Origin of the sequence: Halomonas sediminis (genome assembly GCF_044871105.1) — a bacterium.
Lineage (GTDB): Bacteria > Pseudomonadota > Gammaproteobacteria > Pseudomonadales > Halomonadaceae > Vreelandella > Vreelandella zhuhanensis.
The window spans coordinates 845,666-872,271 of the sequence record NZ_CP085246.1; the positions used below are offsets into that span (position 1 = coordinate 845,666).

The 26,606-nt window shown below is 56.4% G+C and carries 21 protein-coding genes and 2 tRNA genes; 17 read left to right on the forward strand and 6 right to left on the reverse strand.

The window, feature by feature from the left end:
• The first annotated feature begins 72 nt into the window (after nt 1–72).
• From LG290_RS04080 to LG290_RS04095, 4 genes are all read left to right on the forward strand, one after another.
• On the forward strand, nt 73–1,350 hold the full coding sequence (locus LG290_RS04080) for an efflux RND transporter periplasmic adaptor subunit (RefSeq protein ID WP_499836355.1): 1,278 nt from the start codon (nt 73–75) through the stop codon (nt 1,348–1,350).
• A complete protein-coding gene (locus tag LG290_RS04085; protein ID WP_499836356.1) occupies nt 1,347–4,544 on the forward strand; it encodes an efflux RND transporter permease subunit in 3,198 nt (1,065 codons plus the stop codon). Before LG290_RS04080 ends, LG290_RS04085 begins: the two co-directional genes overlap by 4 nt.
• A gap of 158 nt (nt 4,545–4,702) precedes the next feature.
• Nucleotides 4,703–5,542 carry a nuclease/transposase family protein gene (locus tag LG290_RS04090; RefSeq protein WP_499836357.1) on the forward strand — a complete coding sequence of 280 codons (840 nt, stop codon included), beginning with the start codon at nt 4,703–4,705 and terminating at the stop codon, nt 5,540–5,542.
• 31 nt (nt 5,543–5,573) lie between these two features.
• Complete coding sequence (locus LG290_RS04095; RefSeq protein WP_499836358.1) at nt 5,574–6,017, forward strand: zinc ribbon domain-containing protein; 444 nt, start codon at nt 5,574–5,576, stop codon at nt 6,015–6,017.
• Between the two features lie 115 nt (nt 6,018–6,132).
• Here LG290_RS04095 and LG290_RS04100 read toward each other — a convergent pair whose 3' ends face one another.
• The gene (locus tag LG290_RS04100; RefSeq protein ID WP_160417292.1) at nt 6,133–6,765 is read right to left on the reverse strand and encodes a TetR family transcriptional regulator; all 633 of its coding nucleotides are present in this window, start codon (nt 6,763–6,765) and stop codon (nt 6,133–6,135) included.
• Between the two features lie 178 nt (nt 6,766–6,943).
• Here LG290_RS04100 and LG290_RS04105 point away from each other — a divergent pair, with 178 nt between their 5' ends.
• Nucleotides 6,944–7,975 (forward strand): succinylglutamate desuccinylase/aspartoacylase family protein, encoded by a 1,032-nt coding sequence (locus tag LG290_RS04105; protein WP_499836359.1) that lies wholly within the window; start codon nt 6,944–6,946, stop codon nt 7,973–7,975.
• Here LG290_RS04105 and dusA read toward each other — a convergent pair.
• Nucleotides 7,969–9,024, reverse strand: a complete 1,056-nt coding sequence (gene dusA, locus LG290_RS04110; RefSeq protein WP_499836360.1) for a tRNA dihydrouridine(20/20a) synthase DusA — start codon at nt 9,022–9,024, stop codon at nt 7,969–7,971. The two genes, LG290_RS04105 and dusA, sit on opposite strands and share 7 nt — an antisense overlap.
• 429 nt (nt 9,025–9,453) lie before the next feature.
• Between dusA and LG290_RS04115 the strand changes: the two genes are divergently transcribed.
• Nucleotides 9,454–9,729, forward strand: coding sequence for a hypothetical protein (locus LG290_RS04115; protein ID WP_499836361.1), 276 nt, complete (start codon nt 9,454–9,456; stop codon nt 9,727–9,729).
• Between the two features lie 220 nt (nt 9,730–9,949).
• Here the strand turns inward: LG290_RS04115 and LG290_RS04120 are convergent, their stop codons facing one another.
• Complete coding sequence (locus LG290_RS04120) at nt 9,950–10,135, reverse strand: DUF4376 domain-containing protein (RefSeq protein WP_499836362.1); 186 nt, start codon at nt 10,133–10,135, stop codon at nt 9,950–9,952.
• A gap of 306 nt (nt 10,136–10,441) precedes the next feature.
• Between LG290_RS04120 and LG290_RS04125 the strand changes: the two genes are divergently transcribed.
• Nucleotides 10,442–11,032 carry a hypothetical protein gene (locus LG290_RS04125; RefSeq protein WP_499836363.1) on the forward strand — a complete coding sequence of 197 codons (591 nt, stop codon included), beginning with the start codon at nt 10,442–10,444 and terminating at the stop codon, nt 11,030–11,032.
• 5 nt (nt 11,033–11,037) lie between these two features.
• Here the strand turns inward: LG290_RS04125 and LG290_RS04130 are convergent, their stop codons facing one another.
• On the reverse strand, nt 11,038–11,589 hold the full coding sequence (locus LG290_RS04130) for a helix-turn-helix domain-containing protein (protein WP_499836364.1): 552 nt from the start codon (nt 11,587–11,589) through the stop codon (nt 11,038–11,040).
• Between the two features lie 366 nt (nt 11,590–11,955).
• On the opposite strand from LG290_RS04130, the gene gltX reads away from it, so the two are divergent.
• From gltX to LG290_RS04145, 3 genes are all read left to right on the forward strand, one after another.
• Nucleotides 11,956–13,434: a glutamate--tRNA ligase gene (gene gltX / locus LG290_RS04135; RefSeq protein WP_499836365.1), complete on the forward strand. Its 1,479-nt coding sequence runs from the start codon at nt 11,956–11,958 to the stop codon at nt 13,432–13,434.
• A gap of 80 nt (nt 13,435–13,514) precedes the next feature.
• A tRNA-Ala gene (locus tag LG290_RS04140) sits at nt 13,515–13,590 on the forward strand.
• Between the two features lie 48 nt (nt 13,591–13,638).
• Nucleotides 13,639–13,714: transfer RNA gene (locus LG290_RS04145), tRNA-Glu, on the forward strand.
• 450 nt (nt 13,715–14,164) lie between these two features.
• Here LG290_RS04145 and LG290_RS04150 read toward each other — a convergent pair.
• Nucleotides 14,165–15,046 (reverse strand): NAD(P)-dependent oxidoreductase, encoded by an 882-nt coding sequence (locus LG290_RS04150; protein ID WP_499836366.1) that lies wholly within the window; start codon nt 15,044–15,046, stop codon nt 14,165–14,167.
• Nucleotides 15,047–15,147: 101 nt separating this feature from the next.
• Nucleotides 15,148–16,434 (reverse strand): citrate synthase, encoded by a 1,287-nt coding sequence (gltA, locus tag LG290_RS04155; RefSeq protein ID WP_160419764.1) that lies wholly within the window; start codon nt 16,432–16,434, stop codon nt 15,148–15,150.
• Nucleotides 16,435–16,944: 510 nt separating this feature from the next.
• Here gltA and sdhC point away from each other — a divergent pair.
• The 7 genes from sdhC (at nt 16,945) to lpdA (ending at nt 26,525) form a co-directional block, all read left to right on the forward strand.
• On the forward strand, nt 16,945–17,322 hold the full coding sequence (sdhC, locus tag LG290_RS04160) for a succinate dehydrogenase, cytochrome b556 subunit (protein WP_319928139.1): 378 nt from the start codon (nt 16,945–16,947) through the stop codon (nt 17,320–17,322).
• Nucleotides 17,316–17,663, forward strand: a complete 348-nt coding sequence (sdhD, locus tag LG290_RS04165; RefSeq protein WP_499836367.1) for a succinate dehydrogenase, hydrophobic membrane anchor protein — start codon at nt 17,316–17,318, stop codon at nt 17,661–17,663. The genes sdhC and sdhD overlap by 7 nt, the downstream gene beginning before the upstream one ends.
• 3 nt (nt 17,664–17,666) lie before the next feature.
• A complete protein-coding gene (gene sdhA, locus LG290_RS04170) occupies nt 17,667–19,442 on the forward strand; it encodes a succinate dehydrogenase flavoprotein subunit (protein ID WP_499836368.1) in 1,776 nt (591 codons plus the stop codon).
• A gap of 27 nt (nt 19,443–19,469) precedes the next feature.
• Nucleotides 19,470–20,180 carry a succinate dehydrogenase iron-sulfur subunit gene (locus LG290_RS04175; RefSeq protein WP_160419760.1) on the forward strand — a complete coding sequence of 237 codons (711 nt, stop codon included), beginning with the start codon at nt 19,470–19,472 and terminating at the stop codon, nt 20,178–20,180.
• Nucleotides 20,181–20,552: 372 nt separating this feature from the next.
• A complete protein-coding gene (locus LG290_RS04180) occupies nt 20,553–23,387 on the forward strand; it encodes a 2-oxoglutarate dehydrogenase E1 component (RefSeq protein WP_499837021.1) in 2,835 nt (944 codons plus the stop codon).
• 39 nt (nt 23,388–23,426) lie between these two features.
• Nucleotides 23,427–25,001 carry a 2-oxoglutarate dehydrogenase complex dihydrolipoyllysine-residue succinyltransferase gene (gene odhB, locus LG290_RS04185; protein WP_499836369.1) on the forward strand — a complete coding sequence of 525 codons (1,575 nt, stop codon included), beginning with the start codon at nt 23,427–23,429 and terminating at the stop codon, nt 24,999–25,001.
• 81 nt (nt 25,002–25,082) lie between these two features.
• On the forward strand, nt 25,083–26,525 hold the full coding sequence (gene lpdA, locus LG290_RS04190) for a dihydrolipoyl dehydrogenase (RefSeq protein ID WP_499836370.1): 1,443 nt from the start codon (nt 25,083–25,085) through the stop codon (nt 26,523–26,525).
• The last annotated feature ends 81 nt before the right edge of the window (nt 26,526–26,606 follow it).

The window sequence follows — 26,606 nt, forward strand, 5'->3', positions numbered from 1 at the left end:
GGATATTTACATTCATACATGTATGAATGTAATCTACGTCAACTTTTCACGCACGCAACGGGATATAAACGTATGAGAACGATGGTTAGCGGTGTCCGCCTTGCCTTGCTGGCGGTGGGCATGGGCACGTTGCTGGCGGCTTGTGGCCAGGAGGCTCCGGAGCAGCAGGCCTCCGCCGGGCAACAAGAGACTCCTCCCCATCCGGTGGCAGTGATGGAAGCGGCTCTCCAGGACTTACCCCTGGATAAATCATATCCCTCCTTGCTGCGTAGTGATGACGAAGTCACCCTGGTGGCGCGGGTGACGGGTTTTCTTGAACAACGTCATTTCGAGCCGGGCCAGTTGGTGGAAAAAGGCCAGCAGCTGTATTCCATCGAACCTGACTTCTACCAGGCCACAGTGAATCAGCGTGAAGCGGACTTGCAGAGCGCGCGTGCCGAACTTGCCCGTGCTCAGCGCGATGCCGAACGCTTCGAACGGTTGCTTAGCCAGAATTCGGTCAGCCGCCAGGAATACGATCAGGCGCGTGCCGAACTGGCCGTGGCCCAGGCCCGTGTGGCACAGGCACAAGCGGCATTGGAAAGTGCCGAGATCGATCTGGGGTACACCGAAGTCTCGGCGCCCGTCGCCGGCATGATCGGTCTAAGCCAGATCAATGTGGGCAATCTGGTCAATGCCGGAACTGAGCTTGCCACCATCACGCCGCTCGACCCCCTGGAAGTGCGCTTTCAGTTGCCTCAGCGCGATGCTTTTGAGCTGCGCCGTCAGCTTGATAATGGCTTATCGATTTCCGATATTCCCGCGCGCCTCAGCGTGCCCGGGTTCGATGGCAAAGAAGATAGTCAACTGGAAGGGCGTCTCGACTTTCTCGGCTCTCGGGTGAACGAAAGCACCAGCACGGTGCAGGCCAATGCCACTTTTGCCAATCCCCGGGCTACTGTGCTACCCGGCCAGTTCGTGCGTGTGAGCATTGAAGGCTTGAAGCGTTTCGACGTCTTTGCCGTTCCAGAAATTGCCGTCACGCAAGGGCTGATGGGGCCTCAGGTGTTTGTACTAGACGAGGAAAGCAAGGCGCGCGCGCGTTCGGTCACGCTGGGTGAGATTGCCGGCCCCTGGCAGATCATTCGCGAAGGCCTGGAAAGCGGTGACCGAGTGATCGTCGGAGACCCTGCCGGTCTTCAGCCTGGTACATCGATCGACCCGCAGCCCTTTGAAGAAAGCGCTGAAGAAATCGTCGAGGAAGTAGAGCAAGAGCGAACGGAAGAACAGTCCGAGCTCCGCGAAGTGATGCAGGAGCAGGCCGGACCGAGTGCCCCTGCGGATGAAGAGGAGGGGGAAAACACCCCATGAATTTCTCCAACTTCTTCATCAAGCGGCCGATCTTCGCCACGGTGCTGGCGATCATCCTGACCTTGGTCGGTGTCATGAGCATGCGGGTGTTGCCGATCGAGCAATACCCGAGCGTGGTGCCGCCTTCGGTCTCTGTGCAGGCTCGTTTCCCCGGTGCTGATGCCGAAACCGTGGCCCAGGCGGTAGCGGCCCCCCTGGCCGAGGCGATCAACGGCGTCGAAAACATGCTGTACATGACCTCGAACAGCGCGGATAACGGCAGTGTCAGCCTCAGTGTCGCCTTCGATATCGGCACCGATGGTGATATCAACACCATCAACGTCAATAACCGGGTTCAGGGTGCCTTGTCCCGGCTTCCTCAGGAAGTTCAGGATCAAGGCGTAACCGTGGAGCTGAGCTCCAGCTCGATTCTGATGCTGGTGGCGCTGACGTCGCCTCAAGACGATTATCCACGTATCTTCATGCAGAACTACGCCACCCTCAATATTCTCGACACACTACGTCAGGTGCCAGGGGTGGGTAATGCGGAAGTGCTCGGCGGTGGCGAGTTCGCCATGCGGATCTGGATGGACCCCGACAAGCTGGCGCAATACAACCTGACGCCCGCCGAAGTGGCCACGGCTATCCGCACCCAAAACACCGAAGTGCCGGCAGGCAGCCTGGCGGCTGCACCGCAGAGCGATCCTCGCGCCTATACCTACACGATCACGGCGGGAGGGCGGTTCAACGAGGTCGATGATTTCCGCAATATCTATCTGCGTACCAACCCCGATGGTTCATCGCTGCGCCTGAATGACGTGGCGCGCATTGAACTGGGCGCCTCGTTCTATGGCATTGAAGCCCGCCTGAATGGCGCCACGATGACCCCGATCATCATCAACCAGCAGCCGGGGGCCAATGCGCTGGAGACCGCCACCGCGGTGGAAGCCACCATGGCCGACATGGCCGAGCGCTTTCCACCGGGGCTGGAATATGTGGTGCCTTACGATACCACCCTGTTCATCGATGCCTCGGTGGAAACCGTGCTCACGGTTTTTGTCGAAGCCTTCTTGATCGTGGGTGTCATTCTGTTCATCTTCTTGCAGAACTGGCGCTTCACGGTGATCGCCATGTCGGTGGTGCCGGTGTCGGTATTGGCCACTTTCGCCGGCTTCTACATGTTCGGCTTCTCGGTCAACCTGCTCACCTTGTTCGCCCTGGTGCTTTCCATCGGCATTGTGGTCGATGATGCGATTCTGGTGGTGGAGAATGTCGAGCGCGTATTGAGTGAAGATGAAGACATTACCGTGCTTCAGGCCACCATCCGCGCCATGAAGGAAGTCGGGGGGCCGGTTATCGCGACCTCCCTGATCATGGCGGCAGTATTCGTCCCCGTGGCATTTCTGGGCGGCTTCACCGGGCAGATATACCAGCAGTTCGCCCTAACGGTGGCAATCTCGGTGGCCTTCTCGGCGTTGATGGCCTTGACGTTTACCCCGGCGCTGTCGGCGATTTTTATCAAGCACAAGCCTTCCGTGCAAGACGAGTCGAAATTCAGGCGGGTACTCAGTGCGCCCTTGCGGCTTTTTGACCGGCTTTTTGCGGCAATCACCGCAGGCTATATATGGCTGGTGAAAGCCCTGGTACGTTTCTGGGGCCTGGCTCTGCTGCTGGTCGCCATGGTGGTCGTGGGCTCCTGGTGGTTGTATCAAGTCACCCCTTCGACCCTGGTTCCCCAGACAGACCAGGGAATCGTGCTGGTGAGTGTATCCTTGCCCGATGCGGCCTCACTGGACCGCACCAGTGACTACATGGGCAAGCTTAGCCAAGCCATCGAAGAGATCGATGGGGTGCGTTATTCGTCGGCTGTGGCGGGTTACGATATTCTTTCGAGTTCGGTCAATACGGCGCGCGGCATCATGTTCGTCAACCTTGACCCCTGGGCGGAACGCGAGCTGACCGCCGATGGCCTGGTGGGGCGCATCATGCAACTGGGCGCCCAGGTCGAGGGTGGCTCGGCGATGGCTTTCAACGTGCCGCCGATTATCGGGCTTTCCACCACGGGCGGTTTTACCGGTTATCTGCAGTCCTTCGAAGGAGCGAGCCCCCAAGAGCTATTCCAGGCGTCGGTGCAGGTGATGCAGGCGGCCAACCAGCATCCTGCGCTGCAGGGGGTGTTCACCACCTTCAATGTCAACGTGCCGGGTTATCGAGCGGAAATCGACCAACAAAAGGCACTCAGCTACGGCGTTTCATTGAGTGAGCTGAATACCACCCTGGCGAATACCTTCGGCGCGGGATTCGTCAATTACTTCAGTTACCAGAATCGCAACTTCCAGGTGTATCTGCAGAACGAGGACGAGTTTCGCAGAACGCCGGATGATATCAGCCGGGTGCATGTACGGGGCGGCAATGGGCAGCGTATTCCCTTGTCTGAATTCGTGACCCTCGAGCGACAGGCCAAGCCTGCGGTGGTGTCACGTTTCGGCGTCTATCTGGGCGCTCAGTTCCAGGGTGGACCGGCACCCGGCTATAGCTCGGGTGAGGCGATTGCCGCCATGGAAGAGGTTGTCGAAGAAACCTTGGGAGGTAACTGGGGGATGGGCTGGACCGGCACCGCTTACCAGGAGAGCCAGATGGGCAGTGCGGCCACCTTGGCGATCGTGTTCGGTTTGATCATGGTGTTCTTGATTCTGGCCGCTCAGTACGAAAGCTGGTCATTGCCTCTCGCGGTTCTTACCGCAACGCCCTTTGCTTTTCTGGGGGGTATCGGGGGGATCGCCATGCGCGGGCTGGAGACGAGCGTTTACGTGGAGATCGGCATGCTGGTGGTGGTGGGACTGGCGGCCAAGAACGCCATCCTGATCGTCGAGTTCGCCGAGTTGCAGCGCAAGGAACAGGGCAAGTCGATTCGTGAGGCCGCGATTACCGCCGCTGAACTGCGTTTCCGGCCGATCGTGATGACCTCGCTGGCGTTTATCCTGGGGACGCTGCCATTGGCATTGGCCACCGGGGCCAGCGACGTCAGCAGCCACCATATCGGTACCACCGTGGTGGTCGGCATGGCATCGGTTGCCACTCTGGGTAGCCTGTTCATCCCCACCTTCTATGCGATGATTGCGCATATTTCGGACTGGCTGCAGCGCAAGATGGCAATAGGCGACCATCGCGAACAGCAACCGGCGGTTGAACGCAAAGCTTTAAGCGAGCGCTAAGTTTCACGCGAACGTGAAGCGTTTTCGAGGGGCGTCATTCATTTGAACAAAATCCTGCCGCATTCTGCGATTCGATTCTTTGAATGAATCGGCAGTTAAGGCAGGGCAAAGCGTCAGCCTTGCTTGTTCTTATAACTGGTTGAATATATAGTTTTCTTATGCCGATCATCCGTTCCGACTCCCTGGCGCTACACGTCACCAGTGCCGACCAACAGACCGCTCTGACGGATGCGCTGGCGCTGTATCGGCGATTGGTGCGCGATCTGATGACCGTGGCGTATACGCACTGGCCGCAGGTCGGCATCTGCGAAGGGAGCGCGGTGGTCGAGGTAATAGAACGGCTGATACATCCCACCCAAAAACGACCACAGGTACGCTACACGTCCTTTGCTAAACGCTACTACAAATTTCCATCGTACCTTCGCCGTGTCGCTATTATGGATGCGGTCGGTCAAGTCCGCTCCTTCGTGACACGGTTTGAGGCGTGGCGCAGCGGTGATCGTAAACACCTGCACGCCAAACCACCGCGCCTGACATCCAGCACCAAGACCTTTCCGAGCATTTACGGGAGCCAGTGCGCCAAGATCAATGCCGATGCCAGCCATGCCTTTATCAAGGTGCGACAGCACAATGACTGGGTCTGGATGGGATTTCGGCTCAAGGGAATATGCCGGTTCCGGGGGAAAGGCAAGGCCAAATCCCCGCTACTGACCACTAACGGTCGACAATGGCAGCTCTCGTTGCCCGAACAGTTCGATCCACCCAAGCCCGCCAAAGGCGCCCCTGACCGGGTGCTGGCGGTGGATGTTGGCATTAACACGGCGGCGACCTGGGCGGTCGTCGATGCTCAAGGCACTGTCCACGCACGCGGGTTTCTCTCGCGCACGGATAAAGACCGGGAGTATCGGCTCATGCAACGCATCCGCCGTCAGGCACGGAAGCCGGTTGCCACCGGGCTTCTGCCGTCGGGATCACCAGCGTTTAACTCACCTGGCTGATAACCAAGCCCATCAGATCAGTCGACAGCTGGTGAATCTCGCGTTCGACCACGGCTGCCAAGCCATTGCCGTCGAAGACCTGAAAGGCTGGCGTCCGAAAGCGGGTAACAAGCGCACGCCGATGAAAGCGCGGTTTCACCGCTGGTTCCATCGCCAGCTCGTGACGCGCATCGAAAGCAAAGCCGAAGAAATCGGCCTGCGCTTCGTGGCGGTCTATGCCCGTGGTACGTCCAGCCAAGCGTTCGACGGGTCAGGGCCGGTGAAACGCGATAAGGACAATTATAGTCAGTGTACGTTTAGCACCGGCAAGCACTACCACGCGGACCTTAATGCCGCTTATAACATCGCCGCCCGCGGGCATGTTGTTTACCAAGGGCGTGGCCGCAAGGCTACCGCCCGTGTGAGCTCGCAAACGCCGACTCGCACACCGCGAACTCCGGTCACGCTCTCCACGCTTTGGCAACAAAGCGCGTGAGAGTGATGGGAATCCGCGATTCTATTCTTTGAATGAATCGTCGGAGGGTTCAATGGCGCCCTTTTCTCGTGGTGTGTCCGAGCAAGGTTAACGTTAGCTGTCCGGTCTCGAAGAGTTACGCAGACGCAGAGAACGGAGGAGGACTCATCAACAGCAGCAATTGATTGATAAGTGTTTCGCCGCGTTCACGGATGGAAAAGCGTTCAGGGTTGCGCAGCCATTCATGAAACAGCCCACCCAGGGTGGCATGCAGGAGGTCGGCGGCCACCGAAGCGGAAAGGTCGGAACGTAAAGCGCCTTTCTGTGAGGCAAGCGTGAAGTGTTCCTGAAGCGAGGTGTGACACTCTTCGGCGATTTCCGTCTGCATGGCGATGGGGTCGATATCACTGAAAAATTCACAACGATGAATAAGAATCGAATGCACACGATGGTAGCGCGGCTGTTCGAGGCGGGAAAAACCTCTCAGGCAGGCAATGCGTATGGCTTCCAGCGACGAGACGTCATGTTCCAGCGTCTCGATTTCATCCACCAGGTCTTGAAACGGCATGCGAACCCGTTCGAGCATGGCGTGAAAGACATCGCTCTTGTTCTTGAAGTGCCAATAGACTGCACCTCGCGTCATTCCTGCATGCCGAGCGATCTGCTCAAGTGAGGTGCGCGCCACCCCGTGCTCCATGAACATCTCTTCTGCCGCATCGAGAAGCGCCTCACGTGTGGCGGCCGCTTCTGCCTTTGTGCGCCGAGCCATAGGGCTCCTCCTGTCGTAAGCTGCCGCTGGTGGGAATGGATTGATTTTATCCGATAGGGCATGCAAAAGCATTGATACATGCATGATTGTATGTTGAAAGTGGCAAACTGTCATGGAAAGGCTCGTCATGCCTTGCCTATGACGTTATAAAGACACTTTCGTTTCCAGGGGGAAGTATATGGTCCGTGCCGCTTTTGAATTGGCAGGAGAAAAAGTGAATCCCGGCCAACGCTTGCAAATCGATGTGCCGGTTGCTCGGCTATATACCCATACCCCGCTGCATATTCCCGTCGAGGTGGTACATGGGCGCAAGGAGGGGCCGGTCTTGTTGGTGTGCGGCGGCATTCATGGCGACGAGATCAATGGCGTGGAAATCGTGCGCCGTGTGCTGCGCTCCAAAGCCATCAATAACCTGAAGGGAACGCTGATAGCGGTTCCTGTGGTCAACGTCTTCGGTTTCTTGCAGCAGACCCGCTATCTGCCGGACAGGCGCGATCTCAATCGGTGCTTTCCCGGCAGTGAATCGGGTTCCCTGGGCGGTCGTATTGCCACCTTGTTCCGTGAGCAGATCGTCGATCAGGCCACGCATGTGATCGACCTTCACACCGGCGCGATCCACCGTACCAACTTGCCCCAGATCCGGGCGCAACTTCGCCCCGGCAGTGAAACCGAGCGTATGGCGGATGCATTCGGTGCGCCGGTGGTACTCAATGCGGAGTTGCGCGAGGGCAGCCTGCGCCACTATGCCCAGAATCGCGGAATTCCGGTGCTGACCTACGAAGCCGGGGAGGCACTGCGTTTCGATGAGTGGGCGATTTCACCCGGTGTGCGCGGGGTGCTACGCGTCATGCGTCGCCTGGGCATGCTCACCGGCGAGCAGCGTCGGCGCCCCCCGCCAGGGGCCGAACTGGCCAATGGTTCCAGCTGGGCTCGCGCGCCCATCGACGGGATATTGAGACCCCAAGTGCGTCTGGGCGCGCGCGTGGCCAAGGGGGAGGTGCTGGGCAAGATAGCCGATCCGTTCGGCAACGATGAAAGTGCCGTGCGAGCGATAGCTGATGGCATCGTGATCGGCATGAGCCGCCTGCCATTGGCCAACGAGGGTGAAGCGCTGTTTCATATCGCTCGTTTCGATGCGATCGAGGAGGCGGAAACGGCGGTGGAAAGCTTCAACTCAAGCCTGGCGCCGCCTCCCGACTCGCTTTATTGAGTCGCCAGCTCAATCTCACGTGCATCGGGCTCACGCACCAGGCTCAAGGCATCGTCGAAGATCCGCAGCCCGGCACCTTCCAGGTGTGCGTGTTCTGACAGATGGCGACGAAACCGCCGCCCGCCGGGGCAGCCTTGAAAGAGCCCCAACAAATGACGAGTGATGTGGTTGAGCTTGGCGCCTTCTTCCAAGCGCTGAGCGATATAAGGACGAAACGCCTGGGCGGCAGCCATTCGGCTAGAGGCCGGGCTGCGCTCGCCGTAAAGCGCCTGGTCGACGTCGGCCAACATCCAGGGGTTCTGATAGGCTTCGCGGCCTATCATCACGCTGTCGACATGCGCAAGATGCTCGCTGCACTCGGCCAGCGTCTTGATGCCTCCATTGATGCCGATATGCAGCTCCGGGCGGCTCTGTTTCAAGCGATGCACGCGCGGATAGTTCAACGGTGGCACATCACGGTTGGCCTTAGGGGAAAGCCCCTGGAGCCAAGCCTTGCGTGCGTGCACGATGAACACCTCGCACCCGGCATCCGCGACGGTGGCGATGAATCGCTCAAGGTCGGCATCTTCGTCCTGGTCATCGATACCGATACGGCATTTCACCGTCACCGGGATCGAAACGGCCTCCTGCATGGTACGCACGGCGGTGGCGACCTTTTCCGGGTGCGCCATTAAACAGGCACCGATCAGATTGTTCTGCACCCGGTCGCTGGGGCATCCCACGTTGAGGTTCACCTCGTCATAGCCCCACGCCTGGGCAATCGCCGCGCACTCGGCAAGCTCCCCGGCATTGCTTCCCCCCAGCTGAAGCGCCAGTGGATGTTCGACGTCCGTATGGCCCAAAAAGCGCTCTCGCGGCGTGCCATGCAAGATGGCACCGGTGGTCACCATCTCGGTATACAGCAGTGCATGGCGCGTCAGCATACGGGCAAAGGCGCGATAGTCGCGGGTTGTCCAGTCCATCATCGGCGCCACGGAGAATGTTCTATCCAGCGCAGGGCGTGCGATGTCAGGCTTCATGCGGGTTTGCGGGGTTGTGTGATCATTCATGGCTGTTCATATTTAGTAGTTGAGCGGCGTTTTACCTGGTTCGTTGTACATATTTGCTACGTGAGCCGCTTTTGATTGGGTACATCTGAGAGGCAGTGATGGCAACGATCCGCAAGCGCCGGAAAAAGGACGGCAGTTTCTCATATCTGGTGCAGGTGCGCATTTATCTACACCTCTACATAGCTTTAACCGCTTCCAGCGCTGCCGTAAATTCCGCTTCGATGTCGAAGGCTACCAGGTCGTCGAGCGACCCGGCAGCACCGATCTGCTCGCTCATTCGGTGATCGGTGGTAAAGCAGCCTTGTACATGCTGTGCGACTACAATGGGCTGGGTGTAACCATGAATAGGGTCGTCATGGGCAGCCACTTGCGAGACGATCTGTATGGGAGTGTTTTGAGTATTCCAGGATGACAAAGGAGCGAGATTCTATGACTATCTACACGAACGCAACGATCAGAATTGGCAACCATTCCATGGCAGGACAGGAAGTGGAAATTATCGGGGACGGCTCAACCACTACGGGTGCAGAGGGAGCAAGCACGCCGAGGACTGTCGTGTGGCATCGAGGCGCGCAGCACTATGGAAAGGTGTCTCTCGATAATGTCTGTATTTACGATTCAGAGGGTACCGTTGTTGCTGAAGGAGAACTGAAAAATCCTGAATGTGAAACCGTTGAAATGGGAAACGTATCATTTGAAATTTGAAGTAAATGAACTGGCTACGAGTGCTGTTTTGAACGGACTTACTCGAACTGGGTTAGTTGCTCCACAGGCTAGTGGTGTTGGTAATGCTGTTAATATTCAAGGAAATAGACTAACTCAATTGGCTAGAGATCTGTTTTAATATGTCGATCATGCTCGACGACTCACAAATTAAATGCCCGCTGTTTGGCGGGCTGGGTTGTGCTTCGACGAACTATCAGTGCTACCAAACCACCGCCTTTATCCCTTCCCGATTGCCATCGGCCAACGCCGGGTCGATGGCATCCTTACGATCCCAGCTTTGCTGGTAGACCCCCTCGATATGCGAGAGCGCAGCCATGGTGAGCGTGTCCATTTGCTGTGCCGTCAGGCTGCGATTGATGTTCGACAGGGCACGAAATTGAATCAAGGTCTCGGCATCACTGGCGGCAAGCAGACGCTGCGCTTTCGACGATAGGCCGAGCTTCTCATAACCGGCTCGATCGGGCTATCCGCCCCTCTAGTGCATTGCTGGATTGTAGGCGGTTAATGTATTGCACAAGGACCTTTAGGACTTTTTTTTGAGCGAAGCAAACCGTTAATATCGAGGTTGCGCTGCGGTGTTGCCGGTTCTCTAGAAGCTTGATGCTTTTCAACGCGGGAGCAAGCGAAAGCCACTGTGTGTCGCGGGTAGCAATGATAAGGTAGAGGCTCCGCTGAGTTTCAGGAGGATGTCATGGTCTACAGGCACGGGATGGGAGTGCTAGCGGTAGCCGTAATGCTGGTGCTGAGTGGGTGTGGGGGAAATAACGATGCAGTGGATGAAACATCAGAGATACAGCCGGAGGCCAGTGAGCAGCAAAGCGAGGTAATGGAGCCTGAACCTGAGCCGGCTGTCGAGCCTCTCGAGGTGGCGGTCTCTTTGTCGGTATCGCTGCGTAATGACCGACGTTTGATGGTAGAAGGCGAGACTAACTTACCGGATGGCGCACGCCTGCAAGTGGTGGTGGAGCATAAATACAACCGTGTGAGCTGGCAAGCACGTACAGAAGTGGAGCAGGGATATTTTGTTGCCGGGCCGTTTGGCTCGAGCACTGGGTTATCGGACGGCGAGTACCAAGTTCGTGTGCAGCTCTCCGAAGCCAGTGTTCAGCCTGACACGGTGCAGCAGCGTATCGGGGAACAGGGCCAACATCTGACTGGGGAGCTGGTAAGAACGTCACAGCACGGCTTGGGGCAAATAGCGGTTTATACCAAGGATTACATGATTGGCAGTGAACCGCGTCGGTCCCAAAGCCAGGTCGAGGTGATTGAAGATCCCATCTGATGCCTTTATGGCGCGGTAGAAGGCTGCCAACGGCCTAACAAGATAGCGCGGATGGCATCTGTCTTGGGCGGTTGTTCGAGATATTGCATATTAAAGCGCTGCTCGTTTTCCACGACCTCGTTTTCCACGACATAGTGCCCAGGCTGATGAAATTCACGGGTAGGACCCAGCAGGGCGAGTTCGCCTTCTTCCAATGGTGGAAAAGAGTTCTTGGGAGCCGGTGTGACGATAAAACACGCTTGTCGCCATTGAATCGCCAGCGGCAGATAGGGAGGCAGTTGAAATGCCGCCTGTTGCGATCGGTGCCAGGGTAAAGGGCCTTCGTGATGCAGAGGCAGCAAAGCCGTTGAGGTCGTCTCGCCTTCCAATAAGGTGGCAAGTGAGCATTCCAGAGCCTCAGCCAATGCCACCAGGCGCTCATGGCCTATCTGCTTGATGGCTCCGGATTCCCAATAAGAAACCGTCACGTCCGATACGCCTACTTTGCGGGCAAGGGCAGCCTTGTTGAGTTTGGCCCGAAGTCGTAACTGTTTGATGCGGGAGCCTAGCGATTCCATCTGATTTTCCTGTTGCTGAGCCAAGGGAGGCTGGATGTATATTCACGAGAAAAGTGAAGGGGAAAGCGTTTTTTTCTTGGTTCGCTTAATACCCGACCGCTAATCCCTACCTCGCCATATAGATGCAAGATAAGCGCAATAAGGCGACGTGCAAGGCGTCAGATTTTAAGAGACATGCCTATTATTTTGTGCTCATTCGCGCATTTTGTGCTTAAACGCGCATCCAATGCAACCCTTCCCCTGCAACCTTGATTGCATGGCTAAGACGTTAGTTTTCTCCAGTGGTTCCTACTTCGTGGCTTTTGGTTGATGGCTGGGTGCGTATAATGTGGCCCACGCAAAATATGCTCTCAACAGGACGTCACTATGACCGTACGCACCCGCATTGCGCCTTCGCCCACGGGCGATCCGCACGTTGGCACAGCCTACATTGCCTTGTTCAACCTGTGTTTCGCTCGCCAGCATGGTGGGAAGTTCATCTTGCGCATTGAGGATACCGATCGGGTTCGTTCGACACCTGAGTCTGAGCAGATGATCCTTGATTCGCTTAGTTGGCTGGGCCTTGAGTGGGACGAAGGCCCCGATGTGGGTGGACCGCACGGCCCTTATCGGCAGAGTGAGCGAGGGGATATTTATGCCCGCTATGCTCAGCAACTGCTGGATGAAGGCCATGCGTTCGCCTGCTATCGCACCAGTGATGAGCTAGATGAATTGCGTGAGGCACGCAAGGCAGCCGGTATGCAGCTGGCGCTGAAACCGGCTGATCTGGCATTACCTGACGAGGAAGTGGCGCGACGCACGCAGGAAGGCTGGCCTTATGTGGTGCGTATGCAGGTGCCTACCCAAGGGGTATGCGTGGTGCAGGATATGTTGCGCGGAGAAATAGACGTTGAGTGGGCGCAGGTAGACGCTCAGATACTGCTCAAGTCCGATGGCATGCCCACGTATCATCTGGCCAATGTGGTCGACGACCATCTGATGGGTATCACCCATGTGCTACGGGGTGAAGAGTGGATCAATTCGGCACCCAAACATCAGTTGCTGTACGCGTATTTTGGCTGGGACATGCCGCAGCTGTGCCATATGCCTCTGCTGCGTAATCCGGATAAATCCAAGCTTTCCAAGCGCAAGAACCCTACCTCTATCAATTATTATCGTCGCATGGGCTTTTTGCCGCAGGCCGTGACCAATTATCTGGGCCGGATGGGCTGGTCGATGCCGGATGAGCGTGAAAAATTCAGCCTGGATGAAATGATGGCCCATTTCGATATCCAGCGTGTCTCTCTGGGAGGGCCGGTATTCGATCTGGAAAAGTTGACCTGGCTCAATGGGGTATACCTGCGCGAAGACCTGGACGACAGCGCTTTTCTCAAGGCGCTGATGGATTGGGCCTTCAATGAAGCCTACGTGAGCAAGATTCTTCCGCAAGTACGCCCAAGGGTCGAGACCTTGGCGCAGGTGGCGCCATTGGCGGGGCATTTCTTCTCCGGGCTACCTTCGATCAGTAAGGAAAGCTTTTCCTCGGTGAAGCTGGAAGACGAAACCCTGGTCAAGCTTCTGCAGTTTCTGGTGTGGCGTTTCGAAAATGTTCCGGCATGGCACAAAGATGCTCTGCTGGAAGAGGTCAAGACATTGGCCGAATACTTCGAGCTCAAGATGAAGGCGTTTCTGGCTCCTGTGTTCATCGCGATTACCGGCTCCTCTTCGAGTACCTCGGTCATGGATGCGATGGCGATTTTAGGCTCCGATGTCACTCGGGCGCGGTTACGACATGCCATCGACGTGCTGGGTGGCGTCTCCAAGAAGCAGGTCAAGCGTTTCGAGAAGGAATATCGCGACGTGTAAAAACATAGCAAGAACTCGTTGCACGACTATTGACGAAGGCGGGCGTAATCAGTACTATACGCTCCGTCTTCAAGGCATGTGGGGCCTTAGCTCAGCTGGGAGAGCGCAACACTGGCAGTGTTGAGGTCAGCGGTTCGATCCCGCTAGGCTCCACCAATCGCTTTGTCGAAGATCCTTTCTTTATTTTGTAAAGCGTCGTACCACGTCCCATTCGTCTAGTGGTCCAGGACACCGCCCTTTCACGGCGGTAACAGGGGTTCGAACCCCCTATGGGACGCCATTAACTTGCAGTTTCCTCCTCTTGTTTCTCAAGGCTTGCCTGCCAAGTCCTGATGCCGGAACGTTATCTATAATAGCCGCGCCTCAAGATGATTCTTGAGGCGCTTATGTTGCTGTGCGGCGTTCTCTGATCAGCCTGTCCAACTCCTCGCGTTTTTAGATTTTTTGCCTGCCAAAAGCTATTTTTATGTAAATTTGGGCTTGACTTGTCCACTTTTCCTGTTTGCGCTGGATGCGTTATGCACAAGTGGTTTTTAAAATTCGGCCACCAGTGAAACTTAGTTAAATTGTTTAAAAACAACGAGTTACATTAGGTCAAAAAATGATCAATTTGAGGCTGGGCCACTGAACATGGCGATTGTGGGGCATTGTGTAATGGTTATGAACAGGGTTATCCACAGATAGTGTGGAAAACCCTGTGCGGCATGGCTGGAAGGTAAAAAGTACCCGGTTAATCCCTTGGACGTAAGCGTTTGAGTAGCGAGGAAGTATCCCAGCGACCGCCCCCCATTTGCTGCACGTCAGCATAGAATTGGTCCACCAGGGCGGTCACCGGCAAGGTCGCATCGATACGTCTGGCTTGCTCCAGACAAATCGCCAGGTCCTTGCGCATCCAATTCACCGCAAAACCGTGCTCGTAGCTATCCTCGATCATGGTCTTGTGGCGATTGTTCATCTGCCACGAGCCGGCAGCTCCCTGAGAAACCACATCGATGACTTGCTGCCTGTCGAGCCCGGCCTGCTCGGCAAAATGCAGGCCTTCCGCCAGTCCCTGGACCAGGCCGGCGATACAGATCTGATTGACCATCTTGGTCATCTGACCACTACCGGCGGAACCCATCAGTGTCACGGCTTTGGCATAATGCTCAAGAGAAGGGCGCACATGGGCAAAGGTTTCCTCTTCACCGCCGCACATGATCGTCAAGGTGCCATTTTCCGCCCCTTGCTGACCCCCTGAGACAGGGGCGTCGATAAAGTGAACGCCTTGCTTGCGACAGGTAGCATCCAGTGATTCGGCAAGATCGGCGGAAGCTGTGGTGTGATCAACGAGCACCGCGCCCTCATGCATGCCACCCAGTACGCCATCTTCCCTAATGGTAACTTGGCGAACGTCCTCATCATTTCCCACGCATACCAATACCAGGTCAGCGCCTTCAGCCGCTTCACGGGGCGTGGCGTGGGCGCTGCCGCCATATTCAGCTACCCAGCTGTCGGCTTTTGCTGCAGTGCGGTTGTAAACGCGCAGGCTAAGCCCGGTCTTGGCAAGATGGCCAGCCATGGGGTGGCCCATGACGCCCAGGCCGATAAAGGCAACGGTTGTAATGTCACGCATGCTCAAACTCCTGTTGAGTAAGCCATTATTTTTGACGTAGTGGGAAAAATATGCAAAAGGCCGCCCGAAGGCGGCCTTGTATTACATTGGCGGGCGCACGATCATTTGCTGGGATAGCTACGCTGATCATGACCGGTATACAGCTGGCGCGGACGACCGATCTTGAAGTCGTCGCTTTGCATCTCGTGCCAATGGGAAATCCAGCCAATGGTGCGCGATACGGCAAAGATGACCGTGAACATGTTGGTCGGAATGCCCATTGCCTTGAGAATGATGCCGGAATAGAAGTCGACGTTGGGGTAGAGCTTGCGCTCGATGAAGTAGTCGTCTTCCAGGGCGATCTGTTCCAGACGCTTGGCAATCTTGAGCTGAGGGTCATCGGCCATGCCCAGCTCGGCCAGGACTTCGTCACAGGTTTCCTTCATGACTTTGGCGCGCGGGTCGAAGTTGCGATAGACGCGGTGACCGAAGCCCATCAGCTTGAAGGGGTCTTCCTTGTCCTTGGCCTTGTCGACAAAGTGCTGGATATTCTCTTCGGAATCGTCACCGATTTCGTCGAGCATCTTGAGCACGGCTTCGTTGGCGCCACCATGAGCCGGACCCCAGAGAGCAGCGATGCCGGCACTGATGCAGGCGAACGGATTGGCACCGGTGGAGCCTGCCAAGCGAACGGTTGAGGTGGAGGCGTTCTGTTCATGGTCGGCATGCAGCATGAAGATGCGATCCATGGCCTTGGTGAATACCGGATTGCTCTTGTAGTCCTCGCAAGGGGTGCTGAACATCATGTAGAGGAAGTTCTCGGCATAGTTCAGGTCGTTGCGCGGATAATTGAACGGCTGACCGACGTTATACTTGTACGACATCGCCGCCAGGGTCGGCATTTTAGCAATCAGGCGGACTGCACTGATCTCACGATCTTCTTGCTTGGTAATGTCCATGTGGTCATGGTAGAACGCCGCCAGGCCGCCCACGACACCACACAGAATGGACATCGGGTGAGCGTCGCGCCGGAAGCCCTTGAAGAAGTTATTGATCTGATCGTGAACCATGGTGTGGTTGCGAACCCGCGATTCAAAATCAGTATATTGCTGGTCTGTGGGCAGGTCGCCGAACAGCAGCAGATAGCACACCTCGACGAAATCGGACTCCTTGGCAAGCTCTCCGATAGGGTAGCCGCGATAGAGAAGGACGCCTTTGCCACCATCTATATAAGTGATAGCGGACTGGCAGGAAGATGTCGACATGAAGCCAGGGTCATAGGTGAACAGGCCCTCAGCCACGAGGCTGCGTACATCAATGACATCGGGGCCAAGAGTGCCGGAATACATCGGTAGTTCGATCGTCTTGTCCAGACCATCTACCGTTAATGTTGCTTTCCTGTCAGCCATACTGGCCTCCTTTCGAATACGGGTTGGGACGTAAGGTCGGTGTTTCGCATGCCGCGCCGGCGAAAAGACTCGCCCACTATAGAAGCGTAAAAAGGATTGTCAATTAGCCTAAATGCCAGCTCGAGCTATACTGGTAGTTACATTTTGTGCAGCTTTTGTATAATATTAAGGGGCATCAGTTAAACATTTAGTGTTCGAGCAAGCGAGTGCTTCTCCGTTATTCTGTGCGTTCTTCTGAATGTGGCCACCTGCGTCTGGCTTGATGCTGTAATCTACTATAGCTATGCTGCAATGCAAAATCGACTCGATATCTGGCTATCTTCTTGAACCATGGTCGAGTTAATCGGAGTTCGGTTTGTCAGCGGAGCCTAAGGTTCTTATAATCTTGGCGCGCGACCGACAGGTAGGAGGTCGTGCCCGACTTGGCAACGGCCGAGCTGCTTCCAGAAATCACCCCGCTCGGGCCATGCCCGACCTGTCGCAGAGCGGGCCAAGAGAGTGTATAAAGCCGTGAATAGCAAACGACCCGTAAACCTAGATCTTTCGACCATACACTTCCCTCTTCCTGCGTTGACTTCGATCACACACCGCGTCACGGGTGTCATCCTGTTCGTTGGTCTGATTTTCGCTTTCTGGGCATTGGACAAGTCGCTTTCATCACCGGCAGGTTTCGATGCGGTAAGCGATGCACTGGCCCATAACTTTCTAGCCAAACTGATTGCCTGGGGTCTGCTCTCCGCCTTGGCGTTTCACTTTGTCGCTGGTATCAAACACCTGCTCATGGACGTCGATATCGGCGTGACATTGGAAGGTGGCATAAAAAAAGCACAGGCCACCGTCGTGGTCAGTGTCCTTCTGATTATTCTGGCGGGAGTCTGGGTATGGTAACCAACATTACGAGCTTTGGCCGCAGCGGCCTTTCCGACTGGCTGATGCAGCGTGTATCCGCCGTGATCATGGCGCTGTACACCGTGTTTCTTGTCGCCTATCTGCTATTCAACCCGGGGCTCGATTATTACACCTGGAGCGGCCTGTTCGACCAGGCATGGATGCGAATCTTCTCCTTGCTGACCTTCATTTCCCTGGCGGCACACGCCTGGATCGGCTTATGGACCGTAACCACCGATTACCTCAAGTCTACGCCTCAGCGCGTGGGTGCCCAGATGCTGATCATTCTGGCCATCTTCGTGTATCTGGTGTGGAGCATTCAAATTCTGTGGGGAGCTTGATTCATGTCCAACCTGCGTAGCTTGACATTTGACGCCATCATCATTGGTGGCGGTGGTTCCGGTCTGCGAGCCGCACTTGAACTGGCCAAGTCCGGCAAGAAGACAGCAGTGCTCTCCAAGGTGTTTCCGACGCGCTCACACACTGTCTCCGCCCAGGGTGGCATCACCTGTGCGATTGCTTCCGCCGATCCTGATGACGATTGGCGCTGGCACATGTACGACACCGTCAAGGGCGGTGATTATATCGCTGACCAGGACGCGGCTGAATACATGTGTTCCGAAGGTCCCAAGGCGGTGTTCGAGCTGGAACATATGGGCCTGCCGTTCTCGCGCTTTGATAACGGCCGTATCTATCAGCGTCCCTTCGGCGGCCAATCCAAGAACTTCGGGGAAGGCGGCCAAGCCGCACGCACCTGTGCCGCCGCTGACCGTACTGGCCATGCCTTGCTGCATACCCTGTATCAGAACAATATAAAGAACAACACCGTCTTTCTTAATGAATGGTATGCGGTGGATCTGGTCAAGAATGCCGAGGGCGATGTCGTGGGCTGTATCGCCATGTGCATCGAAACCGGTGAAGTGGTGCATGTGAAATCCAAGGCCACGGTGCTGGCCACCGGGGGTGCCGGACGTATCTACGCCTCCACCACCAATGCCCTGATCAATACCGGTGACGGTATCGGTATGGCGCTGCGCGCCGGCTTCCCGATGCAGGACATGGAAATGTGGCAGTTCCACCCGACCGGTATCTATGGTGCGGGTACCTTGGTGACTGAAGGTTGCCGTGGTGAAGGTGGCTACTTGATCAACAAGGATGGCGAGCGCTTCATGGAGCGTTATGCGCCCAACGCCAAGGACCTTGCCGGCCGTGACGTGGTCGCGCGCTCCATGGTCATGGAAATCCTTGAGGGTCGCGGATGCGGCGAGAAAGGCGATCACGTCTTCTTGAAGCTCGATCATCTGGGTGAAGAAGTGCTGGGCAAGCGCTTGCCGGGTATCGTCGAACTGTCCAAGACCTTTGCCCATGTGGACCCGGCCAAGGAGCCGATTCCGGTGGTGCCGACCTGCCATTACATGATGGGCGGGATTCCGACCAACGTGCATGGTCAGGCGATCATGCAGGGCGAAGATGGCAAGGACCAGATCGTCAACGGTCTGTTTGCTTGCGGCGAAGCGGCTTGTGTCTCGGTACACGGTGCCAACCGTCTGGGTGGCAACTCACTGCTCGACCTGGTGGTATTCGGGCGTGCGGCGGGCATGTTCATTGAAGGCGCTCTCAATGCCGGTGTCGAGTATCTGGATGCCACCGAATCCGATATCGAAGCGGCCATGACTCGCATGACGCGTTGGAACAAGTCTGAAGAAGGCGGTGAAACCGTCCCCGAGCTCAAGGCGGCCTTGCAAGACATCATGCAGGCTTCTTTCGGCGTCTTCCGTGAAGAAGAGAATATGCAGAAGGGTGTCAAGCAGCTTGCAGAATTGCGCGAGCGTATTGCCAATGCGCACCTGCCGGACAAGTCCAACACCTTCAACACGGCCCGTGTCGAAGCCCTAGAGCTTGATAACCTGATGGAAGTGGCCGAAGCAACGGCAATTTCTGCCCTGGAGCGCAAGGAAAGCCGTGGTGCGCACTCTCGCTACGACTACCCGGATCGTGACGACGTCAACTGGCTGAAGCACTCACTGTACTTCCCGGCGACAAAGCAGCTGAAAAAGCGCGACGTCAACTTCAAGCCTAAGACCATGGCAACGCTCGAACCGAAAATTCGCACCTACTAAACTCCGTATTGACGAGAGGGAGTCACTATGTCCAACCTTCAGGTATCCGTATACCGCTACAACCCGGAAACCGACTCCGCGCCGTACATGCAGGAGTTTCAGGTCGATACCAAAGGTCGCGACCTGATGGTGCTTGATGTTCTGCATCTGATGAAAGAGCAGGATAGCGCCTTGGCATTTCGCCGCAGCTGCCGTGAAGGCGTTTGCGGTTCCGACGGCATGAACATGAATGGCAAGAATGGACTGGCATGCATCACGCCGCTATCCGAAGTCATCAAGGATAATAAACTGGTGTTGCGCCCCTTGCCTGGGCTGCCGGTGATCCGCGACATGGTCGTGGACATGGGGTTGTTCTACAAACAGTATGAGCGTATTCAGCCCTATCTGCAGAACGACACCCCGGCGCCGGCTATTGAGCGTCTTCAGTCGCCTGAGGACCGCGAGAAACTCGATGGGCTTTACGAGTGCATTCTGTGTGCTTGCTGTTCGACAGCTTGCCCATCGTTTTGGTGGAACCCGGAAAAATTCGTCGGCCCGGCCGGTCTGCTGCAGTCCTATCGCTTCCTGGTGGATACGCGCGATACCGCTACACAGGAGCGTTTGTCCGAGCTGGAAGACCCGTTCAGTGTGTTCCGCTGCCGGGGCATCATGAATTGCGTTGCGGTATGTCCCAAGGGTTTGAACCCGACTCGGGCTATCGGCAAGATTCGTGAAATGCTATTGGCCGAAGCCACATAAGAAAAAACAAGCGAAATGCCACTTAAGTTGCCGTGTAAGCCACTTAAATCGTGACGGCTCGCTTGTTATCATAGAGGCTGAGCGTTGTGGTGCGGCATCAAGTCGCGTCACATCGTAGCCAGGTTCAAGAGCCGGTGCCGTGAGTACCGGCTCTTGAGCATGGCGCGAACGCGAAGTACTGAAAAAAGAGATACTGAAAAAAGAAGTACTGAAAAAAGAAATATCGAAAAGTAAGAGCAGAGAACGAAAGGGCTTCCGGCTATAGGCCGGCGCCGCCGGCAAACCTCCCGCCCCGCCGGCAGGGCAACAGCGATGTCGTCGCGCATGCGTGGCGATGCCGATACCACCCCATCAGTGCAGGGTGACCGAGAGATGCAACAAGGCATAATGGAGTTAATGTGGCGTTCCTCTCACGTTAGTGGTGGCAATGTCCACTACGTGGAAGCGCTTTACGAGCAGTACCTTGATGATCCTGATACTGTCCCTGACGAGTGGCGCAACTATTTCGACCAGTTGCCGCGCCCCGAGGGCAGTGCCTCCCACGATGTTCCACTAAGCCCCATCCGTGATCAGTTCTATCAACTAGGCCGAGAAACGCGCCCAGGCGCTGCGGTCGCCGCTGTTGACAGCGGAGAGAACAAGAAGCAGGTCAAAGTCCTGCAGTTGATCAACGCGTATCGCTTTCGTGGCCATCAGAAGGCCAATATCGATCCTCTGGACCTGCGTAATCCCACCCCCGTCCCCGACCTTGACCTGTCGTTCCATCAGCTTTCCAAAGCTGACCTGGACACCGAGTTTCAGACAGGCTCGTTTTTCCTGGGTATGGACAAGGCCCCCTTGCGTGAAATCGTCGACGCCCTCGAGCAGACCTACTGTCGCTCGATCGGCTGCGAGATCATGCACATTGTCGATACCGAAGAGAAGCGCTGGCTACAGCGGCGTTTCGAAGCGGTACGCAGTGCACCCAAGTTCAATGAAGATGTGCGCAAGCACGTGCTTGAGCGTCTGACTGCCGCGGAAGGGCTGGAAAACTACCTGGCATCGAAGTATCCGGGCACCAAGCGCTTCGGCCTGGAGGGCGGTGAAGCCTTTATTCCGATGATGGACGAGCTGATCCAGCGTGCCGGCGGTTACGGTACCAAGGAAGTCGTCATCGGCATGGCTCACCGTGGCCGTCTCAATCTTCTGGTCAATATTCTCGGCAAGAACCCGGCGGACCTGATTGACGAGTTCGATGGCAAGAAAGTCATCGAACGGGGTTCCGGTGATGTCAAATATCACCAGGGCTTCAGTTCCAATGTCATGTCGCCGGGCGGTGAAGTGCACCTGGCCATGTCATTCAACCCTTCACACCTGGAAATCGTGGCCCCGGTGGTCGAAGGGTCGGTGCGTGCCCGTCAGGACCGACGCAATGACAAGGACGGCACCAAGGTACTGCCGATCAATGTTCATGGCGACGCCGCCTTCGCCGGCCAGGGCGTGGTCATGGAGACATTCCAGATGTCCCAGACCCGCGCTTACAAGACCGGTGGCACGGTACATATCGTTATCAACAACCAAGTTGGCTTTACCACGTCGCACCCGGCGGATACCCGTTCCACCGAGTACTGCACCGATATCGCCAAAATGGTTCAGGCGCCGATCTTCCATGTCAACGGTGATGATGCGGATGCGGTGTTGCACGCCACTCAAGTAGCCATCGATTATCGCCAGGAATTCAAGCGCGACGTGGTGATCGATCTGGTGTGTTACCGCCGTCGCGGCCATAACGAAGCCGATGAGCCATCGGGCACCCAGCCCATGATGTACTCCAAGATCAAGGGCCATCCGTCTCCACGCTCCATTTATGCGCAGCGGCTGGTGGAGCAGGGCATACTTAGCGAAGCCGATGCCAAGGCGATGGTGGAAACCTACCGCGAGGATCTGGTAGCGGGTAACCATGTGGCCAATGCCTTGGTGCAGGAACCCAATACCTCCCTGTTCGTTGATTGGGCACCCTATCTGGGACACGAGTGGAGCGGCGATGCCGATACCACCGTGGACATGAAACACCTGCAGCAGCTGGCCGCCAGGATGTGCGAGATTCCCGACGGCGTGGAAGTGCAGCGCCAGGTGGCCAAGATCTACGAAGACCGACGCAAAATGCATGCCGGTGGCATGGGCCTCAACTGGGGCTTTGCCGAGACCCTGGCTTACGCCACCTTGCTCGACCAGGGACATCCGATTCGCCTGACCGGTCAGGATGTGGGTCGCGGTACCTTTTCCCACCGCCACGCTGTGGTCCACAACCAGAAAGATGGCAGCACTTATGTGCCGCTACAGAACATGGCGGACGCTCAGCCGACATTTACCATTCACGACTCCTTCCTTTCCGAAGAAGCCGTGCTTGCCTTCGAATACGGCTATTCCACCACTGCCCCGAACGACTTGGTGATTTGGGAAGCGCAGTTCGGTGATTTCTTCAATGGTGCCCAGGTGGTGGTGGACCAGTTCATCTCCTCCGGTGAAACCAAATGGGGGCGTCTGTGTGGTCTGACCATGCTATTGCCGCATGGCTATGAAGGCCAGGGGCCGGAGCACTCATCGGCTCGCCTGGAACGTTTCCTGCAAATGTGCGCCGAGCACAATATGCAGGTGTGTGTGCCGACCACACCAGGGCAGATCTTCCATCTGTTGCGCCGCCAGGTGATTCGTCCGCTGCGCAAGCCATTGGTGATCATGTCGCCGAAATCGCTGTTGCGGCATAAGGAAGCTGTTTCCAGCCTGGATGATCTGGCTTACGGCAAATTCCATATGGTATTGCCCGACCAGGCCGATCTCAAACCGGAGAAGGTAAAACGCGTGGTGTTGTGCGCCGGTAAAGTTTATTACGACCTGGCAAACTGGCGAGTCGATAATGAGCGTGACGATACCGCTATCGTGCGTATCGAACAGCTGTACCCGTTCCCCAAGGAAGAGCTGCTGGAAATTCTGACGCCCTACACCAATATCGAGGATGTGGTGTGGTGTCAGGAAGAGCCGCTCAACCAGGGAGCCTGGTACTCGAGCCAGCATCACATGCGGGCCGTGGCCGATATGCTGAAAGATAGCTTGGGGCGCAACCTCAAGTTTGCCGGTCGCCCGGCATCGGCAGCACCGGCAGCAGGTTATATGTCCGTTCATACTCAACAGCAGCGCCAGCTAGTGGAAGATGCCTTCAATCTGTAAGGCACCCGCTGGAACACGAGAACACATAAGGGAAACGACATGGCTACCGAGATCAAAGCGCCAACCTTTCCGGAATCCATTGCCGAAGGCACTGTAGCCGCGTGGCACAAGAAACCGGGTGACAGCGTTGAACGCGACGAGCTGATTGTTGAAATCGAAACCGACAAGGTCGTGCTCGAAGTGTTGGCACCAGAAGCAGGTACGCTGACTGATGTCATGGCTGAGGAAGGCGACACCGTTGAGTCCGAACAAATACTGGGCAAGGTCGGCGAAGGCAAGGCCTCCGGTGATGGCAGCGGCAAACCGGACGCCAAGAGCGACAAGAAAGATGAAAAGAAAGCCAAGGCCAAGTTAGACAAGAAGCCTTCCGGCGGTGGTGAACAGCATGAAGTGAAGGCGCCTTCTTTCCCCGAGTCGATTCAGGAAGGCACCGTTGCCACCTGGCACAAGAAGGTCGGAGAGGCGGTCAAGCGCGACGACGTCCTGGCTGATATCGAAACCGACAAGGTTGTGCTGGAAGTCGTCGCCCCCGCGGATGGTGCCTTGAGTGAGATCAAGGCGGAAGAAGGCAGCCAGGTAGAGTCCGAGGAAGTGCTGGCTATCTTTACCGAAGGCGCTGGTGGCGAGAGCGGTGCTGACGAAGGCGCGGGTGAAGAAAGCACTGGAGAACGTACCGAAGACAGTGCCGGCGAGAAAGCCGATGAAAAAGTCGGTGACAAGATTCTGGCCCCGGCGGCACGCAAGATGGTTGCCGAACACGACCTTGACGTTGCCAAGATAGAAGGCACTGGCAAGGGTGGGCGCATCTTGAAAGAAGATGTGCAGAAAGCGGTAAAAGACGGTTCCGCCAAGAAAGCCGCCAAACCTGCCAAGTCACCGGCCAAGGCTGCTGCCGCCCCGGCTGTCGAAGGCGAGCGTCCCGAGAAGCGCGTTCCGATGAGTCGCCTGCGCAGAACCATTGCCAAGCGCCTGGTCGAAGCTCAACAGACGGCCGCCATGCTGACCACCTACAATGAGGTGGACATGAGCGCGGTAATGAGCCTGCGTGCTCAGTACAAGGATACCTTCCTCAAGACCCACGATACCAAGCTGGGCTTCATGGGTTTTTTCGTCAAGGCAGCCAGTGAAGCGCTAAAACGCTTCCCGGATGTCAATGCCTCTATCGATGGCGACGATATGGTTTACCATGGTTATCAGGATATCGGCGTGGCGGTTTCCACGCCGCGTGGTCTGGTAGTACCGGTGTTGCGTGATACCGACCATATGAAAATCGCTGATGTCGAGAGAGGTATTGTCGACTTCGGCAAGCGGGCGCGTGACGGTAAGCTGGGTATCGATGAGATGCAGGGCGGCACCTTCACCATCACCAATGGCGGCACCTTCGGTTCATTGATGTCCACGCCGATCATCAACCCGCCGCAAACCGCCATTTTGGGAATGCACAAGATTCAGGAACGTCCCATGGCGGTCAATGGCAAGGTCGAAATTCGCCCGATGATGTATCTGGCGGTCTCCTACGACCACCGCATGATCGATGGCAAAGATGCCGTGCAATTCCTGGTGACTATCAAGGAATTGCTGGAAGATCCGGCACGCCTGTTGCTGGACGTGTAATCTCCCTATCGCATTTCACGTTCAATCGCACTCAGCCTCTGCCCTCACAAGGGGAGAGGCAACCAAGCTAAAGGAGCCGACATGGCTGACAAGTTTGATGTGATCATTATTGGTGCAGGCCCCGGTGGCTATGTCGCTGCCATCCGTGCCGCTCAGCTAGGGCTCAAGACGGCCTGTGTCGAGAAATGGATCAGCGAAGACGGTAGCAAGACGGTGCTGGGTGGAACCTGTCTCAACGTAGGCTGCATTCCTTCCAAGGCTTTGCTTGAAGCCTCGCACAAATTCGTGGAAGCCAAGCATGACTTCTCCGATATCGGTATCGAAACCGGCGACGTCAGCATGGACGTCAAGAAGATGATGGCGCGCAAGGACAAGATCGTCAGCAATCTGACCGGGGGTATCGCCGGCCTGTTCAAGGCCAACGGCGTCACGGCACTTCAGGGAACTGGCAAGGTGATTGCCGCCAAGCAGGTCGAAGTCACCGATCAGCATGGCAAGGCCACCACCTTTGAAGCCGACAATATCGTGATTGCGGCGGGTTCCGTGCCGGTCGAGATTCCCCCGACGCCGCTGGTCGAAGGCCTGGTCGTCAATTCCACCGGTGCCTTGGAATTCCAGGAAACCCCTAAGCGTCTGGGTGTAATTGGTGCGGGTATCATTGGTCTTGAGCTGGGCAGTGTGTGGAACCGTCTGGGTAGTGAGGTCACCGTGCTTGAAGCTATGGATGATTTCTTGCCCATGGTGGACGGCGCGATTGCCAAGGAAACACAGAAGCTGCTCAAGAAGCAGGGGCTGGATATCAAGCTCAGTGCGCGTGTGACAGGCTCCGAGGTCAAGGACGATGAAGTCATCGTCAAGTACACCGATGCCAGCGGTGAGCAGGAAATGACGTTCGATAAACTGGTCGTCTGCGTCGGTCGGCGTCCTTACACCAAGGGCGTGGTTGCCGATGGCCTGGGCATTGACCTGGATGAGCGTGGTTTCATCTTCGTCGATGACCAGTGCCGCACCAGCGTACCCGGTGTCTATGCAGTGGGCGACTGTGTGCGTGGTCCGATGTTAGCGCACAAGGCCTCCGAAGAAGGCATCATGGTCGCGGACATCATTGCCGGCCATAAAGCCGAAATGAACTACGACACCATTCCTAACGTCGTCTATACCTTTCCGGAAGTGGCGTGGGTCGGCTTGACCGAGCAAGAAGCCAAGGCCAAGGGCATCAAGGTCAAGACGGGTAGCTTCCCGTTTGCCGCTAGTGGTCGTGCCATGGCCAACAATGCCACCGAAGGTCAGGCCAAGATCATTGCGGATGCCGAAACCGACCGCATTCTGGGCATGCATATCGTCGGCCAGCATGCCGGTGAAATGATTGCTCAGGGTGTCATCGCCATGGAATTCGGCTCCAGTGCCGAAGATCTGGCCTTGACCTGCTATGCTCACCCGACCATGTCGGAAGCGGTGCATGAAGCGGCTCTCGCCGTTGACGGCCATGCCATCCATATGGCCAACCGCAAGAAACGCAAGTAATACCTAGATAAATAAATAAGCGCCACCGTCTCGGTGGCGTGACGCTCTCGGCTATGTATCGAAAGCGCGGGGATGATCGGC

Excerpts from the sequence above, each read along its gene's own strand:
- LG290_RS04080 (WP_499836355.1), top strand. The coding sequence starts at position 73 with ATGAGAACGATGGTTAGCGGTGTCCGCCTTGCCTTGCTGGCGGTGGGC.
- LG290_RS04085 (WP_499836356.1), top strand. The coding sequence starts at position 1,347 with ATGAATTTCTCCAACTTCTTCATCAAGCGGCCGATCTTCGCCACGGTG.
- LG290_RS04090 (WP_499836357.1), top strand. The coding sequence starts at position 4,703 with ATGCCGATCATCCGTTCCGACTCCCTGGCGCTACACGTCACCAGTGCC.
- LG290_RS04100 (WP_160417292.1), bottom strand. The coding sequence starts at position 6,765 with ATGGCTCGGCGCACAAAGGCAGAAGCGGCCGCCACACGTGAGGCGCTT.
- LG290_RS04105 (WP_499836359.1), top strand. The coding sequence starts at position 6,944 with ATGGTCCGTGCCGCTTTTGAATTGGCAGGAGAAAAAGTGAATCCCGGC.
- dusA (WP_499836360.1), bottom strand. The coding sequence starts at position 9,024 with ATGAATGATCACACAACCCCGCAAACCCGCATGAAGCCTGACATCGCA.
- LG290_RS04115 (WP_499836361.1), top strand. The coding sequence starts at position 9,454 with ATGACTATCTACACGAACGCAACGATCAGAATTGGCAACCATTCCATG.
- LG290_RS04125 (WP_499836363.1), top strand. The coding sequence starts at position 10,442 with ATGGTCTACAGGCACGGGATGGGAGTGCTAGCGGTAGCCGTAATGCTG.
- LG290_RS04130 (WP_499836364.1), bottom strand. The coding sequence starts at position 11,589 with ATGGAATCGCTAGGCTCCCGCATCAAACAGTTACGACTTCGGGCCAAA.
- gltX (WP_499836365.1), top strand. The coding sequence starts at position 11,956 with ATGACCGTACGCACCCGCATTGCGCCTTCGCCCACGGGCGATCCGCAC.
- LG290_RS04150 (WP_499836366.1), bottom strand. The coding sequence starts at position 15,046 with ATGCGTGACATTACAACCGTTGCCTTTATCGGCCTGGGCGTCATGGGC.
- gltA (WP_160419764.1), bottom strand. The coding sequence starts at position 16,434 with ATGGCTGACAGGAAAGCAACATTAACGGTAGATGGTCTGGACAAGACG.
- sdhD (WP_499836367.1), top strand. The coding sequence starts at position 17,316 with ATGGTAACCAACATTACGAGCTTTGGCCGCAGCGGCCTTTCCGACTGG.
- sdhA (WP_499836368.1), top strand. The coding sequence starts at position 17,667 with ATGTCCAACCTGCGTAGCTTGACATTTGACGCCATCATCATTGGTGGC.
- LG290_RS04175 (WP_160419760.1), top strand. The coding sequence starts at position 19,470 with ATGTCCAACCTTCAGGTATCCGTATACCGCTACAACCCGGAAACCGAC.
- LG290_RS04180 (WP_499837021.1), top strand. The coding sequence starts at position 20,553 with ATGCAACAAGGCATAATGGAGTTAATGTGGCGTTCCTCTCACGTTAGT.
- odhB (WP_499836369.1), top strand. The coding sequence starts at position 23,427 with ATGGCTACCGAGATCAAAGCGCCAACCTTTCCGGAATCCATTGCCGAA.
- lpdA (WP_499836370.1), top strand. The coding sequence starts at position 25,083 with ATGGCTGACAAGTTTGATGTGATCATTATTGGTGCAGGCCCCGGTGGC.